Consider the following 15,674-nt stretch of genomic DNA (forward strand, 5'->3'; position numbering starts at 1 on the left):
AGTGACATATCACATGTTACGTACGCCACGGACCGAATCGCCGGGCCGGCGGCGTAGCGATCTGGTCCGCCGCAGGTCACGGTTGTCAGGGATGCCAGGTCGTTCCCTGACAACCCATCGATCCGTGGATCCTCACCTGAGGATGAAGCCGGGAACCAGCGAGTCACGCGGGTCCACGACAAAGCGGCTGTCTCCCAACTTGTGCGCCGTGCCGACGACCTCGGGCACGACCGCGTCGTGACCGTCGGCCTGGACTCGGGCCACGGCCCGAGCACGGAATCTGCTGCCGACGATAGAGTCGTGCACCAGGACCGCACCGTCGGCGAGACGTCCCTGGCTGGTCAGATGCGCGACCCTGGCCGCGGTGCCGGACCCGCACGGGGACCGATCGACCTCGCCGTCGGAGAACACCACGACGTTGCGCTGGTGCAGCGCACCCTCGGCACTGAGTCCCTCGAACGCCTGGGCGGCGGTCGCGCCGTCGGGGTCGACGTCCTCGGTGAACATCGTTGCGTAGACGCCGGACAGGCGCGGGTCGCTCGGGTGCTCCGCCGCGCGGGCGGCGTTGAGGCCATCCCGGATCTGACGACCGATCCGAATCAGGTCGGGCAGGTCTGCGGGGCGAACAGCCAGGCCGAGGTCCGCGGCGGACACCACGGCGTACATCGCACCGCCGAAGGCGATGTCGCACGTGACGCGGCCACGGTCGGTCTCGACATCGACACCGGTGGAGTGCACCCAGCTCGGGACGTTGACGAACGAGACGTGGGCGATCTCGCCCGCTTCGAAGGCAACGCGGGCGGTGACCCGCCCGGAGGGTACGTCGATCCGTACGTCGCGAGTGCCCTGCTCGAGTCGCGGCACGAGGCCGGACTCGACGGCCCACACACCCAGCGCGATGGTGCCGTGGCCGCATGCGGTGGAGAAGCCGTCCTTATGCCAGAACAGCACCCCGAGATCGGCGCCGTCGTCATCGGGCTCGGTGACGAAGCCGCCGTACATGTCCGCGTGGCCGCGTGGCTCGCTACACAGGAGCGCGCGGGCATACTGCACCTCCGGGCTCGCGATTCCCCGGACCCGCTTGTCCGCCACGGTGGCGCCGTCGAGCCGGACCGCTCCGTGGGCGACGATCCGGAACGGCTCACCGCCGGTGTGGTAGTCCACCGTCTCGAAGCTGAACGACCTCTCAGGCGCCAAGGTAGGCCTCCACTACTCGGGGATTGGTCCGTAACTCCTCCGAGGACCCCTCGAGGCTGGTCACGCCCGCCTCGAGTACATAGCCGCGGGTGGCCACGGTGAGCGCGGACCGGGCGTTCTGCTCGATGAGGAGTACGGCGGTGCCTCGCTCGCTGATGGTTCGCACGACCTGCATGATCTGGGCGACCATGAGTGGGGCGAGTCCCATGGACGGCTCATCGAGCATGAGCAGGCGCGGCGCGGCGATCATCGCGCGCCCCATCGCCAGCATCTGCTGCTCGCCCCCGGACAGGGTGCCGCCGTGCTGGTTGCGGCGGTCGCGCAGCCGCGGTAGAAGCTCGTACACCTCCTGGATCCGCTCCTCGATCGCCTTGCTGTCACGGACGGTGTAACCACCGATGAGCAGGTTCTCGTGGACGCTGAGCCGAGGGAAGATCCGTCGACCTTCGGGCACGTGGACTATGCCCATCTCGACGAGCTCCCAGGGCTTGGCCGCTGTGATCTCCTTGCCGAACGCCCTGATCCGTCCCGACTTCGCGCGCACCAGACCGGAGATCGTGGAGACGGTGGTCGACTTGCCAGCGCCGTTGTTGCCGAGCAGCGACACCGTCTCGCCTTCACCGACCGTCAGCGACAGACCGCGCAGCGCCTCGACCCGTCCATAGTTGACCACGAGGTCCTCGACCTCGAGGACAGGGGTAACTGTGCTCACGACTCGCCCTTCTCGCTCGGTGCCGCGGTGTGATCGCTGAAAATCTCCTCGTCCGCGGCGGCCACCGCTTCGGCCTCGGCGTCGTCGGTGCCCAAATAGGCCTCGACGACCCTGGGGTCGGTGCGGATCTGGTGGGGTGTGCCGTCCGCGATCTCCTTGCCGTAGTTGAGGACGACGATGCGTTCGGAGACCTCCATGACCAGGCCCATATCGTGCTCGATGAGCACGACCGCGGTCCCGAGGTCGCTGATGCGGCGCAGTAGGCCGAGGAGCTCCTCCTTCTCGTTGTGGTTCAGGCCGGCCGCGGGCTCGTCGAGCAGGAGCATCTTCGGTTCACGGGCCAGGGCCCGGGCGATCTCGACGCGGCGCTGCTCGCCGTACGGCAGGTTGCGCACTTCGTGGACCCGGCTCCCGCGCGCTCCGACGAAGTCGAGCCAGCGGTGCGCCTCGTCGGTCGCGGTTTGCTCGCTGCGGTGGTATCGGGGGGTGTGCAGGATGGCGTCGAAGGCGTTCTGCCGGATCCGCACATGCATCCCCGCGCGCACGTTGTCCAGGACGCTGAGCTCGCCGAACAGGCGCAGGTTCTGAAACGTGCGGGCGACCCCGCGCGCGGCGATGACCGCGGGACGTTTGCCGGTGATATCGCTGCCGTCGAAGGTGACGTGCCCGGCCGACGGCTTGTAGAAGCCGGTAATGCAGTTGAAGGCGCTGGTCTTGCCGGCACCGTTCGGGCCGATTACCGACAGGACCTCCCCTTCGCGCACATCGAAGGTCAGGCCGTTGACGGCAGTGACTCCGCCGAAGGCCACTGTCATGTCACGGACTTGGAGCAGCCCCGTGGCCGACGAGCCCTTCCTTGTCACCTCGCCGTGTGTCGCGGTCATGGTGCGACCTCCTTTGCCGCCGTGCGGGCTCGTCGCTTCTCGATCCGCGACGGCTTTTCGTCGCCCCGGTGCGGCCAGATGCCCTGCGGGCGGAACAGCATCACGATGATGAGGAGGACGCCGAAGACGAGATAGCGCCAGTTCTCCGCGCCACGTAGCAATTCGGGGAGTAGGGAGATGACGAGCGCGCCGACGACGACGCCGGGCGTCGAGCCCATCCCGCCGAGGACCACCGCCATGAGAATGAGCGCCGACCAGAGGAAGTTGAAGCTGGTTGGTGAGATCGCCGTCTGGTGCACCGCGAAGAGCACACCGGCGATCCCGCCGAAGATCGCTCCGGTGATGTACGCCGCGAACTTCACCCGGTAGGTGTGGATGCCCATCGCCTCCGCGGCGTCCTCGTCCTCGCGCACGAACCGCCAGGCCCGGCCCAGCCGTCCCTTGCCGAGCCGTGCGGAAGCCAACACCGCTGCTGCAACGACAGCGACGACGATCCAGTAGGTCGTGATGTCAGACCGCAGGCCGAAGTCGCCGAAGTCCGGGATACCGAAGATCCCGTTCGGGCCGCCGGTGATATCGAGGTTGTTCGCGGTGATCCGGATGATCTCGCCGAATCCGAGGGTGACGATGGCGAGGTAGTCACTGCGCAGTCGCAAGGTCGGGCCGCCGATCACCACCCCGCCGATGACGGCTGCGATCACGACGACTGGGATCGTGAGCAGAATGGGCCACCCCAGCGACGTGGTGAGGATGCCGGACGTATAGGCGCCGATCGCGAAGAAGGCGGCGAAGCCCAGGTCGAGCAGACCGCAGTAGCCCACGACGATATTCAGGCCGACGGCGAGCATCACGAAGATGAGCGCGTCCGTTGCGATCCGGATGCTGTAAGACGAGGAGTTGACGAAAGGCAGCGCAATGGCGAGGGCCATCACGACCCAGCCGAACAGCGGGTGGCTGATCGCGCGGCTTACCGGCGTTACACGGCCAGCTGCATCTGCGGGCGCGAGGCCGGAGCCGACCTGACCGACGGTGGAGTTGCCGGTCCCGTCGACGGCTTGCACGAAGCCGGAGGGGGCGTCGACGGCCCCGTCTCGGGCCGGGATCGAGTTATCGTTGCTCATCAGACCCGCTCCGTCACTCGCTCGCCGAGCAGACCGGTTGGTCGGACGGTCAGGAACAGGATCAGGAAGCCGAAGGCGAAGACGTCTCGCCACTCGCTGCCGAGCGCGGCGGTTCCGAAGGACTCGAGCAGCCCGAGAACGACAGCGCCGAGAACGGCGCCCCGCAGATTGCCGATGCCGCCGATCACTGCGGCGGTGAACGCCTTGAGGCCGATGATGAAGCCCATGAGGAAGTCCACCTTGCCGTAATATGCGCCGGCCATGACTCCGGCCGCACCGGCCAGCGCCGAGCCGATAAAGAAGGTGCGCGAGATGACGCGGTCGACATTGATGCCCATCAGCAGGCAGGCTTTCGGATCCTGCGAGATCGCGCGCATCGCGCGACCCGTCCGGGTCCGGTTGACGAGCTGGTCGAGGGCGACCATGAGGCCGACCGCGATCACCATCATGGCGAGCTGGGCGTAGGTGACCCGGGCGCCCAGCACGGAGATGGCACCGTTGCCGAAGCCGACAGGATAGACACGCGGGTTCGGGCCGAACCCGACGGCGATGCCGTACTCCAGCGCGAAGCTGGCGCCGACCGCTGTGATCAGCACCGACAATCGCGGTGCTCCGCGCAGCGGCCGGTAGGCGACCCGCTCGAGGACGAGCCCGACGGTGCCGGTGACCAGCATTGCCACCACCATGATCAGGACGAGTACGACGATCGAGGCGCCGCCGCCCAGCGAGCCGGCTGCCGCGGTCAGCAGCGCATAGCCTCCGAAGGCGCCGATCATGTAGATGTCACCGTGGGCGAAGTTCAGCAGTTTGATGATGCCGTAGACCATCGAGTAGCCGAGCGCGACGAGGGCGTAGAACGAGCCGATGAATAGGCCGTTCAGGATCAGTTGGATGAGATATTGCAGGTCCATGGCACACTCCTAAATGCCGGGAGCCGGCGGGGCCAGCAGGAGAGGGTGATGCGGCCGCGGCTCGCGGGCGCGGGCCATCGGCGCCCGCGAGCCGAGGGTCACTTGTTGAGCGCGAAGGTGTTGCCCTGGACCACGAGGATGCCGAAGCCGCCCTCGCTGAGGGTGTGTTCCGGGGTGAACTTGAGCTTGCCGCTGAAGATCGGGAACCCGTCGATCTTCTCCAGCGCGGCGACGATGTCACTGCCCTTGGTCGAGTTGGCGTTCTTGATCGCCTGGGCTGCCACGCGCACGGCGTCGTACGACTGCGTCGAGTAGGGCCCGGGGTCGGCCTTGAAGGCGGCCTTGTAGTCGGCGATCCACTTCTCGCCGCCAGCAATCGTTTGCGGCGTCTGCGTCATGGTCGCAAACACGCCCTGGGCGTTGGCGGCACCGGCGATGGAGATCATCTGCTCGTCGACGGATCCGTCCGCGACCATGATCTTGCCGGTGTAACCCGCCGCGCGCAGCTGCTTGATGAGCAGCCCGCCCTCTTGGTAGTAGCCGGTCCAGTACACGAAGTCCGGCTTCGCGTTGAGGATCGAGGTCACCGCAGCGGAGTAGTCCGACTCGCCAGCGGTCACCGACTCGTGGTCCACGACCTTGACCGATCCGACTGCCCCGAGTTTCTCCCCGGTGCGGGTGCTGATGTCCTTGGAGTACGACGTGTTGTCGTCTGCCAGCGCAACGGCCTTGACGCCGGAGGACTTGATGAAATCGACCGCCGCTTGGGCCTGCTGGGCACCGGTGCCGTTGAGCAGGAAGACATTCGGCAGCTTGCTCTTGACCAGGTCGTTGGAGTTCGCGGCCGGGATGATCATCGGGACGTCGGCCTTGTTGAAGATCGAGAGCGTCGGCAGGGTCGCCGACGAGCAGTAGCCGCCGACTGACACGGTCACGCCCTCCGTGACGAGCTTGGCGGCCGCCGACGCTGCTGTCCTCGGGTCACACGCATCGTCCTCGTGGACGAGCGCGAGCTTGCGGCCGAGCACACCGCCGGAGGCGTTGATCTCGTCGATCGCGAGCTGCGCGCCGTTCGTCATGTACGGCCCGATCGCGGAGCTGCTGCCGCTCAGCGGCGCCGCCATGCCCAGCCGGATGTCGCCCTTTCCGCCGTCACCTCCGCCGCTCGACGCCAGACCGCCCCCGCCACAGGCAGACAGGGTCAAAGTCAGAGCGACAGCCGCCGTGGCGCCGATCCACGTCTTACGAATCATGTGTATCTCCACTCCTGGTCAACGCCTCAGGCGTCAGGTATCCGGCGCTGAACCACTGCGACTGCGGTGTGACTTTGCTGGAACCGAGGCTTAGCGTAGAGACCGAAATCGGCTAGTGCAATAGCACATTGCATAAAGTTCAGACGGGAGGCAGACTGAAGCCGGCGACCCGGAGGCAAACCGACCGAGCCTCTTGCGAATCGCAGTGCAATATCACATTCTATTCGTGCGCAACCTTGATCCAGGAGACTTCACAACATGACCATCTCGAAAGAGAACCCCTGGCGCGGCCTCTACACCGCGACCGCACTGCCGTTCAACGACGACCTCAGCGTCGACTACGACGGCTACGCCAGGCACGTCGCATGGCTGGCCGCCAACAGCACCGACGGCGTATGCCCGTCCGGCTCGCTGGGCGAGTACCAGACGCTGACCCCCGAAGAGCGCGCCCGCGTGGTCGAGGTGGCGGTGCAGGCCTCGCCCGAAGGGTTCGGCGTGATGCCCGGCGTTGCGGCGTACGGCTCGCGGGAGACCGTCCGCTGGATCGAGCAGGCGGCCGAGGCGGGCGCCCAGTCGGTGCTGATGCTTCCGCCGAACATCTACCGTGCGGACCGTCAATCGGTGCTCAACCACTATCGCGAGGCCGCCAAGGTCGGGCTTCCGATCGTGGCGTACAACAACCCTTACGACACCAAGGTCGACCTGACCCCCGACCTGCTGGCCGAACTCCACTCGGAGGGTCTGATCAAGGCGGTCAAGGAGTTCTCCGGCGACGTTCGCCGCGTCTACGAGATCCAGGAGCTGGCACCGGATCTGGACATCCTCATCGGCTCCGACGACGTCGTGGTCGAGTTCGGCCTGGCCGGCGCGGTCGGCTGGATCGCGGGCTACCCCAACGCGATTCCCGAGGCCACCGCCAAGTTGTACCGGCTGGCAACCTCCGGCAACGTCGAGGACCTGAAGGAGGCCATGCCGCTCTACCGCGACCTGCACTCCCTGCTGCGGTGGGACTCGAAGACCGAGTTCGTCCAGGCGATCAAGCTGTCGATGGACATCGCCGGCCGCAAGGGCGGTCAGTGCCGCCCGCCGCGCAGCCCATTGACCGCCGAGCAGACCGAGGCGATAAGCCGCGACACCGAGGCCGCTCTGGCCAAGGGCTACCGCTGATCGTAGTTGCGCGTGTCTGTCGATCCCATGCCATGAACTAGCCGGCCGGCATCGAGAGACACACTCTAGGCAAGCAGCCCAGGATCACATTCGAACGATCCCGTGCTGCTGATGAGGGGCGAGAGCCTCGGAGAGGAAGAGATCATGATGGCACCGAGTGGGCAGTCTGCTGGCCCAGGTGGTCCTTGGACTGGTCCGACCCACCTCAGCGCAGTCGCCATCGCGGACCTCGTCGACGGACCCAGTGCGGTCCGCGTCCTCACCGAGGCTCTCGTATCAGGACGCATCGATCCCGAACAGGACAGCCCGAGGCTCTTCGCTCCCGCCGGGCCGGGCGCCGAGTTCCTGATGATGCCCAGCGCTACCGGCGGCGCGTCGGGGGTCAAGGTCCTCACCCTCGCGCCGGGCAACCCCAAGGACGGACACCCGAACGTCCAAGGCGTCTACGTCTTGTTCGAAACCGAGCACCACGCGCCACTGGCGGTTCTCGACGCTGCGGAGCTGACACTGGTGCGCACCCCGGCCACTACGGTGATGGCCGCCCAACACCTCATCGCCGCCCACCGCGGCGTAGACCCCGAATCCGCGGTACGCGCACAGCGGGTGGTGGTCTTCGGCACCGGCCCGCAGGCTGAGCGTCACATCGCGTACCTCAACGCCGTCCTACACCCTGACGACATCGCCGTGGTGGGACGCCGCCCCGAGAGGGTAGACGCGCTCGTCGCACGGTCGGCCGCTCTCGGCGCTCCTGTCCGACCCGCCGACGCCGCGCGGGACCTGTCGCGGGCGGACCTCATTGTCTGTGCCACGTCCTCCCGCACTCCCCTCTTCGACGCCGGCGACGTACCCGGCGATGCCGTGGTCTGCGCGATCGGCGTACACGGCCCCGACAAGCGCGAACTCCCCGCGGAGCTGGTGCTCAATGCCGACGTCGTGGTGGAGAGCCGTGCCGCGGCGATGCGTGAGTCGGGCAACCTGCTCCTTGCCCGGCCAGCGACCGAGTGGGTCGCGGACGCTGAGCGAGGACACCCGCTGGCCAACCTGACCGAACTGGTGACCGGCCGCTTCACCCCGTCGCCCGGTCGCCCGGCGGTCTTCTCCGGAGTGGGCATGGCCTGGGAGGACCTGGTCGTGGCGCAGCATGCCTACGACCGCTACCGGCAACGCACGTGACGCACCACAATCTCTGTCGACGTTGGAGGAATGATGTATGACACCCGCACCGACCGCATCGACGATATCGTCCTCGGTGCGCAACGGGCCGCAACGCAGTGGTCCAGCCGAACCCGCACCGAGCGCGCCGCAGTGCTGCGGGCCGTTGCGGACCGGCTCGATGGTGCCGCCGACATCCTGGTCCCGCTCGCCATCCGGGAGACGCACCTCACCGAGCAACGGCTCCGCGGCGAGCTGGCGCGTACGACGTTCCAGCTGAGGCTGTTCGCCGAGACCGTGAACGAGGGCGGCTACCTGGACGCGCGCGTGGACCACGCGGATCCGGAGTGGTCGATGGGGCCGCGTCCGGACCTGCGGCGTACCCGCGTCCCCTACGGCCCGGTGGTAGTGTTCGCCGCCTCCAACTTCCCGTTCGCGTTCTCCGTGGCCGGCGGCGACACCGCCTCTGCCCTCGCTGCCGGATGCTCCGTGATCGTGAAGGCACATCCGGGCCATGTCGGGCTCTCCGCCGCGACGGCGCAGGTGGTGACCGAGGCATTCGACGAGCTCGACGCACCGAGCGGGCTCCTGCAGATCGTCTACGGCCAAGAGGCCGGGGTGGTCGTGCTGACGCACCCGCAGGTGAAGGCTGCGGCGTTCACCGGCTCCATCCCCGGCGGGCGAGCGCTGTTCGACCTGGCGTCGTCGCGCCCGGAGCCGATCCCGTTCTACGGCGAGCTCGGGTCGGTGAACCCGGTGTTCGTCACTGCTTCCGCGGACGCCGACCGCGGCGTGGACATCGCCGCCGGGCTGGTCGGGTCCTTCACGCTGGGCGCGGGCCAGTTCTGCACCAAGCCGGGCGTGGTCCTCGCACCCGGCGGCTCCCACTTGTTGGCATCGTTGCGCGCCGGCGCGCTGCCGTCGGCCGCGCCGCTGCTCAACGACAAGATCACGGCCGGCTACCTGAGTGGCCAGCAACAGCTGCGCCGGCACCCCGCTGTCACTGTGGTCGCCGAGGGGGAGGATCCGCTCAACGACCCGCCCGCTCCGGCCATCCTGTCCACCTCGGTGCAGGATCTGTTGGCCGACCCGGAAGCGCTGCTGGCCGAGTGTTTCGGCCCGACCGTCCTGATCGTCGAGTACGCCGACGAGCAGCAGCTGGTCGAGGTCGCAGAGCAGCTGGAGGGACAGCTCACCGCGACCCTGGTGGCGAACGAGGACGACCAGATCGTCGGGCGGCTGACGACCATACTGGCCTCGAAGGCTGGCCGACTGCTGTGGAACCAGTGGCCGACGGGCGTCTCGGTGACCTACGCCCAGCAGCACGGAGGCCCTTATCCGGCAACCACCGCTGCCGGGACCACCTCGGTCGGCACCGCCGCCATCGATCGGTTCACCAGGCCGGTGGCCTATCAAGGATTCCCCGACTTCCTGCTTCCGAGCGAGCTGCGCGATGACGCCGACGTACCACGCAGAGTTGACGGGAAGCTGAGCTGATCCGCACCGCTGGAGCATCCGAGAAAGGGCAACATGAGGACAACACGCATCATTCACGCGGTGGACTCACACACCGAGGGCATGCCTACGCGCGTCATCACCGGCGGCGTCGGAGTCTTCCCCGGTGCCACGATGGCGGAGCGCCGCCAATGGTTCATCGACAACAACGACGAGCTGCGCACGCTGCTGATGTTCGAGCCGCGCGGCCACGCCTCCATGTCCGGATCGATCCTCCAGCCCCCTACCCGGCCTGATGCCGACTACGGCGTGCTCTTCATCGAGGTCTCGGGGCTCCTTCCGATGTGTGGCCACGGCACCATCGGTACGGCGACTGTGCTGGTCGAGACCGGGATGGTCCCCGTCGTCGAGCCGGTGACCACGATCCGCCTCGACACCCCGGCCGGTCTCGTCGTCGCCGAGGTCGCCGTACGAGACGGGCACGCGGAGTCGGTCACCATCACGAACGTGCCGTCGTTCAGCCTCGCGCTGGACCAGGTCGTCAAGGTCGAGAGGTACGGCGACGTCCGCTACGACATCGCGTTCGGTGGCAACTTCTACGCGATCGTCGACCTCGACGACCTCGACCTGCCGTTCGACCGGGCGGCGAAGCAGCGGCTGATCGACGCGGGGCTTGCCATCATGGACGCGATCAACGAGCAGGCCAGGCCGGTGCACCCGGAACGCTCGGACATCAACGGGTGCCACCACGTGTACCTGAAGGCGCCGGGTGCTACCGCCCAGCATTCCCGGCATGCCATGGCGATCTACCCCGGTTGGTTCGACCGGTCGCCCTGCGGCACCGGCACCAGTGCCCGGATGGCACAGCTGCACGCGCGCGGCGAGCTCGACCTCCACACCGACTTCGTCAACGAGTCGTTCATCGGGTCCAAGTTCGTCGGCCGGCTCGTCGAGGAGGTCGAGCTGCCGGGCACCGAGGACGGCGAGACGATTCGTGCCGTCGTACCCACCATCACCGGACGGGCATGGGTCACCGGCACCGCGCAGTACATGCTCGATCCCACCGACCCGTTCCCCGCGGGGTTCCTGCTGTGACCGCGCTTTCCGGGCCTCCCGGGAGGGTGGCATGAGCGATCACCTGCCCAAGGGCGCAGAAGTCGTGGTGATCGGCGCGGGTGCGGTCGGCGCGGCCTGCGCGTACTTCCTGGCGCGGGAAGGCTTCCGCGTGCAGGTGCTCGAGCAGGGCCAGGTTGCGTCGGGGACCAGTAGCGCGGGTGAGGGCAACCTGCTGGTGTCGGACAAGGAGGCCGGCCACGAGCTGGACCTGGCTCTGTACTCGCACTCGGTGTGGCACGACGACCTGGCCGAGTTCGGTCAGCTATGGGAGTTCGAGTCCAAGGGCGGCTTCGTCGTCGCGTCGAGCCCCGAGGGCGCTGACGCGCTACGGGAACTCGGCACCCGTCAGCGCCTGGCGGGCATCGAGACCGTGGACGTCGACGCAGCCGATATCCGCCAGTACGAGCCGAACATCCGCACCGGCCTGGCGGCAGCCGCGTACTACCCGCAAGACGCCCAGGTGCAACCCATGCTTCTCACCGCCCATCTGCTGCGGCTGGCACGCGGCATGGGGGCTGTCATCTCGACAGGTATCGAAGTCACCGGGATCGAGCACCGTGACCTGGGTGGCGAACGACGGGTCAAAGCCGTCCGCACCAGTCGAGGAACGATCGCCTGCGACCACGTGGTGAACGCCGCCGGCACCTGGGCCAGCGAGATCGCGGCGATGGCCGGGGTCGACGTACCCGTCCTTCCCCGGCGTGGCTTCGTGCTGGTGACCGAGCCGCTGCCGCCCACGATCAACCGCAAAGTGTATGCCGGCGAGTACGTCGCCTCGACGCACTCCTCCGACGAAGGCCTGCAGACCTCTACCGTGATCGAGGGAACGCAGGCCGGGACCATCCTGATCGGGTCCTCGCGGGAGCGGGTCGGGTTCGACCGCACCGTATCGTTGCCGGTCCTGCGCGAGATCGCGGCCAAGGCACTGGCGTTGTTCCCGTCGCTGGCCCGGGTCCGCATCATGCGCACCTACCTGGGGTTCCGGCCGTACTGCCCCGACCATCTGCCCGTGATCGGCCACGACTCCCGCCTCACCGGGATGTGGCACGCGACCGGGCACGAGGGCGCCGGCATAGGGCTGTCGGTCGGCACCGCGAAGCTGTTGGCTCAGGCCATGGCCGACAAGTCGCCCGATCTGGACCTCACCCCCTTCGCCCCCGCTCGCTTCTCGGCTGGTGACCACGCATGACTAGACATCCGAAAGCCCAGGCCGGTCCGCGGACAGTCGAGGACGGCGGCACGTCCATCGTTCACCTCACCCTCGACGGCCAGGAACTCCTCGCCCACCCCGGCCAGACCGTGGGTGCGGCACTCATCGACGCCGGGATCCAGTCCTGGCGCACCACCCGGAAGAACGGCCGCCCCCGAGGCCTCTTCTGTGGCATCGGGATCTGCTACGACTGCCTGATCACCGTCGACGGCGCACCCAACCAGCGCGCCTGCCTCGTCCCCGTCCGCGAAGGCATGCAGCTGAGCACGACTGCTGCGCCGGTCGGTGCGGCAACTGACGCTCCCAACGACGGAGGGACCAAGCCATGAGCACCAACCCGACCCCTTGTGGACAAACGGTCGGCACGTTTGACGTAGCCGTCGTCGGTGCCGGCCCAGCCGGCCTTGCGGCCGCAGTAGCTGCGGCGGACCGGGGCAAGACCGTCGTGCTGGTGGACGCTGGTGCCCAGATCGGCGGCCAGTACTGGCGTCATCCGGACGAGCGCACCCCACGTGGGCCGGAGGCGGAAGGCCATCACGACTGGAAGCTGTTCACCGAGCTTCGTGAGAAGCTGCGCCGACACCGGCAGATGGGCGCGGTGGTGCACCTTCCCAATGCCCAGGTGTGGTTCGTGGAGCCCGCGGCGCCGACCGACGCCGATGACCGGGAAGGAGGCTGGACTCTCCACCTCACTTCGACGATCGAGGGCGTCGACGCCGCTGAGGCGACGCCCAGCCTCGTCGTCGCCGCCCGGCTGATTCTCTGTCCAGGTGGGTACGACCGCCAGCTGCCCGTCCCCGGTTGGGACCTCCCCGGAGTCATGGCTGCCGGCGGCGTACAAGCCCTGCTGAAGGGACACCGCACACTCGCCGGCCAGCGCGCTGTCGTCGCGGGAACAGGCCCGTTCCTCCTTCCGGTCGCCAAGCAGCTCGCCGATGCCGGAGCGACAGTCGTGGCCGTGTGCGAGGCCAATACCCTGACCGGATGGGCGCGCCACGCCCGCGCCGTGGCAGCCCTTCCTGCCAAGGTCGCCGAGGGTGCGGAGTACGCCATGGCGCTGGCCCGCCACCGGATCCCGTACCGGACGCGCACCGCGGTGACTCGCATCGACGCCGATCCCACCGGCACCAAGGCGGTCCAACTGGCCCGGCTCGATGATGCGGGGCGAGTTGTCGGCCCCACGACGACCGTTGACGTAGACCTGGTCGCCCTGGGCTGGGGCTTCACCCCTTCGATGGAACTCATCACCGCGGTGGGCGCCCAAACCAGGATCGACGTCGACCAGTCTCTCGTCGCCGTCGTCGACGACTCGCAACGCAGCACCATGCCAGGGGTGTACGTCGCCGGCGAGGCAACCGGAGTCGGCGGGGCACTGCTTGCGGTAGCCGAGGGTGAACTGGCCGGGATCGCGGCGGCCGACGCGCTCGAGGTCCACGCCATGCATATTCGTCGACTGCGTACACGCATCCAGCGCCTCCGAGTCTTCGCCGCCGCCATGCACCAGGCGCACCCGGTCCCGGCGCGCTGGCACGAGTGGCTCACCCCGGACACCACGATCTGCCGGTGCGAGGAGGTCAGCTTCGACAGCGTCTGTCGGGCCCGCGATGAGCTCGGCGCCACCGATGTACGAACTGTCAAACTGCTGGCGCGGCCGGGAATGGGCTGGTGCCAGGGGCACGTGTGCGGATTCGCCACAGCCAAGCTGGCCGCTGCCGCCGAGGAGCGACCCCTCACCGTGGAGGATCTGCGACCACTGGCCAAGCAGCCCCTCTGCGCCCCCATAGCCTTGGAACTTCTGGCCCAGGTCACCTCGAAATCCACCGACGCGGCCCGCTGATAAGCGAGGAAGGGCTGTCGTCGGTTGCTCTCGGCGCGGCCGGACACGTGTTCGGCCGTGCCGGTCGAAGGACCCAGAACTTGGTGTCACGTGACGGCATACCTTGAGGAACCAGCATCCCGCAGAGAGGCAGGGCGCATGGCGCTGAAAGAGCTTCCGAGTCACCGCGATCAGGGAGGCGCACGTCGAGGTAGGTGATCGAGCTTGCAGCACAATAGATTTCGCGCGATTGATCGGATTCCCGGCACATTCAGCGACGCGACCCGGCAGGCAGCGCAAGGCTCCGGTGGTGAGCCGCGAATCCGGCGGCGGGACCCGACGCGTACCAAGATCGCAGCCCTCGGTTCGGGCAGTCGACGAAGAGGACGTTGCGGATCGACCCAACGACGCCACCACCACACCGACATCCAGCCGGCTGGTCACGATCGTGCTGGACAGATCACTGGAATGCAACAGCGAGTGGGCGGTAGCCAACGCTGGACAGACCCTGCCGATTCGGCGTCACTGAGGCACCGGGGTTTGGAAGAGGGTTAGGCGGAATGCGTCGTTGCGGTCCATGAATCGGTGTAGTACGGGGAGGAGAGCACGGTAAGTGAGGGGGAGTTGGCTGTGGAAGGGTTGGGGTGGGCGAGCGACCGTGGTGGATTCGAGTACCCGTAGGCCAAGGGACTCGAGGGTGGTGGGATCGTCGCAGGCCCATTGCCAGTGGGCGGTGACGTCGCCCTTTTCGGCGCGCTGGTGTTGGTGTCGCATCATGCGGTGGCCGTAGGTGTCCAGGGCGATGGACGAGTCGGGGAAGCGGTGGGCGAGGCGGGTCAGGGTGCGGTGCACCTCGTCCTCAGGGAGGTAGACCAGAACGCCTTCGGCGACAAAGAAGTACGGGCCCGGGGAGTCGGCGACCTGGTCCATCCAGTCTTCGTCGAGCACGGAGGCGGCGAGCGTCGAGCGGCGTTCGGTGTCGGTGAAGAAATGGCGGCGCAGGGCGATGGTGTCGGGGAGGTCGAGGTCGAACCAGTGCACGGTGCCGTTGTCGACGCGGTCGAAGCGGGTATTGAGGCCGGTGCCGATCTCGACGACCGTACCGTGGGGGTGCTGCTGCAGGAATGATCGGATCCAGGTGTCGAATACGGCGGTGCGCAATACCATGATCACCGAGCCCCAACTGCGCTCGTACTTCTCGCGGGGGAAGTCGATCGACTCCACCAGTTCGACCGCTTTCGGGTCGCGGAGCACTGGGTGTTTCTTGCGCGTCTCGCGGGCTCGGGCAGCCAGCGGGATGAATAGTGTTTCCTGGACGTTGCCGAGCCGGGTTGGGATCTTGTCGGTCATGATGGGTCTCCTCCGAAGCGGGGCTGATTTCGCTCCATGACACGATCCTGCCGGTGCTCGCTTGCACAGCGCTTGCGTGGCTGGGGGTATCGGCGACGGACATTTGAACCCCCTACCGACGGTTTTGCGCCGGATCGGATCTTCAGAACGGAAGTGTGCCGCCTGATCCGGATGGAACAGGCCCGGGTCCGCCGCTGTCAGGCTGAGAACATTCTCGTGCAGCCCGTCGAACCTCGAGTGAATCCAAGCAGGGCCGATGACGCCCTGACGGGCCCGGCGTCGGCGACCGGTGTCGAGGCCGGCGACCGGTTGCTGCTGTCCGCGGCATCC

The 15,674-nt window shown here is 67.6% G+C and carries 14 protein-coding genes; 7 read left to right on the forward strand and 7 right to left on the reverse strand.

Annotation, left to right across the window (positions count from 1 at the left end; genetic code table 11):
* Nucleotides 1-132: 132 nt before the first annotated feature.
* The 6 genes from ABZ293_RS37510 to ABZ293_RS37535 all read right to left on the reverse strand — a co-directional run bounded on the left by ABZ293_RS37510 (nt 133) and on the right by ABZ293_RS37535 (nt 6,078).
* Complete coding sequence (locus ABZ293_RS37510) at nt 133-1,197, reverse strand: proline racemase family protein (RefSeq protein ID WP_355188696.1); 1,065 nt, start codon at nt 1,195-1,197, stop codon at nt 133-135.
* Nucleotides 1,187-1,909, reverse strand: a complete 723-nt coding sequence (locus ABZ293_RS37515) for an ABC transporter ATP-binding protein (RefSeq protein ID WP_354959722.1) — start codon at nt 1,907-1,909, stop codon at nt 1,187-1,189. The genes ABZ293_RS37510 and ABZ293_RS37515 overlap by 11 nt, the downstream gene beginning before the upstream one ends.
* Nucleotides 1,906-2,793: an ABC transporter ATP-binding protein gene (locus ABZ293_RS37520; protein WP_355188698.1), complete on the reverse strand. Its 888-nt coding sequence runs from the start codon at nt 2,791-2,793 to the stop codon at nt 1,906-1,908. The genes ABZ293_RS37515 and ABZ293_RS37520 overlap by 4 nt, the downstream gene beginning before the upstream one ends.
* Nucleotides 2,790-3,914, reverse strand: coding sequence for a branched-chain amino acid ABC transporter permease (locus ABZ293_RS37525; RefSeq protein ID WP_355188700.1), 1,125 nt, complete (start codon nt 3,912-3,914; stop codon nt 2,790-2,792). Before ABZ293_RS37525 ends, ABZ293_RS37520 begins: the two co-directional genes overlap by 4 nt.
* Nucleotides 3,914-4,825, reverse strand: a complete 912-nt coding sequence (locus ABZ293_RS37530; RefSeq protein ID WP_355188702.1) for a branched-chain amino acid ABC transporter permease — start codon at nt 4,823-4,825, stop codon at nt 3,914-3,916. The genes ABZ293_RS37525 and ABZ293_RS37530 overlap by 1 nt, the downstream gene beginning before the upstream one ends.
* 98 nt (nt 4,826-4,923) lie before the next feature.
* Nucleotides 4,924-6,078 carry a branched-chain amino acid ABC transporter substrate-binding protein gene (locus ABZ293_RS37535; RefSeq protein ID WP_355188704.1) on the reverse strand — a complete coding sequence of 385 codons (1,155 nt, stop codon included), beginning with the start codon at nt 6,076-6,078 and terminating at the stop codon, nt 4,924-4,926.
* Between the two features lie 258 nt (nt 6,079-6,336).
* Here ABZ293_RS37535 and ABZ293_RS37540 point away from each other — a divergent pair, with 258 nt between their 5' ends.
* The 7 genes from ABZ293_RS37540 (at nt 6,337) to ABZ293_RS37570 (ending at nt 14,015) form a co-directional block, all read left to right on the forward strand.
* Nucleotides 6,337-7,245 (forward strand): dihydrodipicolinate synthase family protein, encoded by a 909-nt coding sequence (locus ABZ293_RS37540; RefSeq protein WP_355188706.1) that lies wholly within the window; start codon nt 6,337-6,339, stop codon nt 7,243-7,245.
* Nucleotides 7,246-7,389: 144 nt separating this feature from the next.
* Complete coding sequence (locus ABZ293_RS37545; RefSeq protein ID WP_355188707.1) at nt 7,390-8,418, forward strand: ornithine cyclodeaminase family protein; 1,029 nt, start codon at nt 7,390-7,392, stop codon at nt 8,416-8,418.
* A 30-nt stretch (nt 8,419-8,448) separates the two neighbouring features.
* Entirely contained in the window at nt 8,449-9,894 is a 1,446-nt protein-coding gene (locus tag ABZ293_RS37550) for an aldehyde dehydrogenase (NADP(+)) (RefSeq protein ID WP_355188709.1), read from the forward strand.
* Nucleotides 9,895-9,954: 60 nt separating this feature from the next.
* Nucleotides 9,955-10,947, forward strand: a complete 993-nt coding sequence (locus ABZ293_RS37555) for a proline racemase family protein (protein WP_355188711.1) — start codon at nt 9,955-9,957, stop codon at nt 10,945-10,947.
* A 31-nt stretch (nt 10,948-10,978) separates the two neighbouring features.
* Complete coding sequence (locus ABZ293_RS37560) at nt 10,979-12,157, forward strand: FAD-binding oxidoreductase (RefSeq protein WP_355188713.1); 1,179 nt, start codon at nt 10,979-10,981, stop codon at nt 12,155-12,157.
* Entirely contained in the window at nt 12,154-12,507 is a 354-nt protein-coding gene (locus tag ABZ293_RS37565; RefSeq protein ID WP_355188715.1) for a (2Fe-2S)-binding protein, read from the forward strand. The genes ABZ293_RS37560 and ABZ293_RS37565 overlap by 4 nt, the downstream gene beginning before the upstream one ends.
* Nucleotides 12,504-14,015 carry an FAD-dependent oxidoreductase gene (locus ABZ293_RS37570; protein WP_355188717.1) on the forward strand — a complete coding sequence of 504 codons (1,512 nt, stop codon included), beginning with the start codon at nt 12,504-12,506 and terminating at the stop codon, nt 14,013-14,015. The genes ABZ293_RS37565 and ABZ293_RS37570 overlap by 4 nt, the downstream gene beginning before the upstream one ends.
* Before the next feature lie 501 nt (nt 14,016-14,516).
* On the opposite strand, the gene ABZ293_RS37575 is transcribed toward ABZ293_RS37570, so the two are convergent.
* Nucleotides 14,517-15,344: a class I SAM-dependent methyltransferase gene (locus tag ABZ293_RS37575; RefSeq protein WP_355188719.1), complete on the reverse strand. Its 828-nt coding sequence runs from the start codon at nt 15,342-15,344 to the stop codon at nt 14,517-14,519.
* Between the last annotated feature and the right edge of the window lie 330 nt (nt 15,345-15,674).

Source organism: Nocardia sp. NPDC005998 (assembly GCF_040614395.1).
Lineage (GTDB): Bacteria > Actinomycetota > Actinomycetes > Mycobacteriales > Mycobacteriaceae > Nocardia.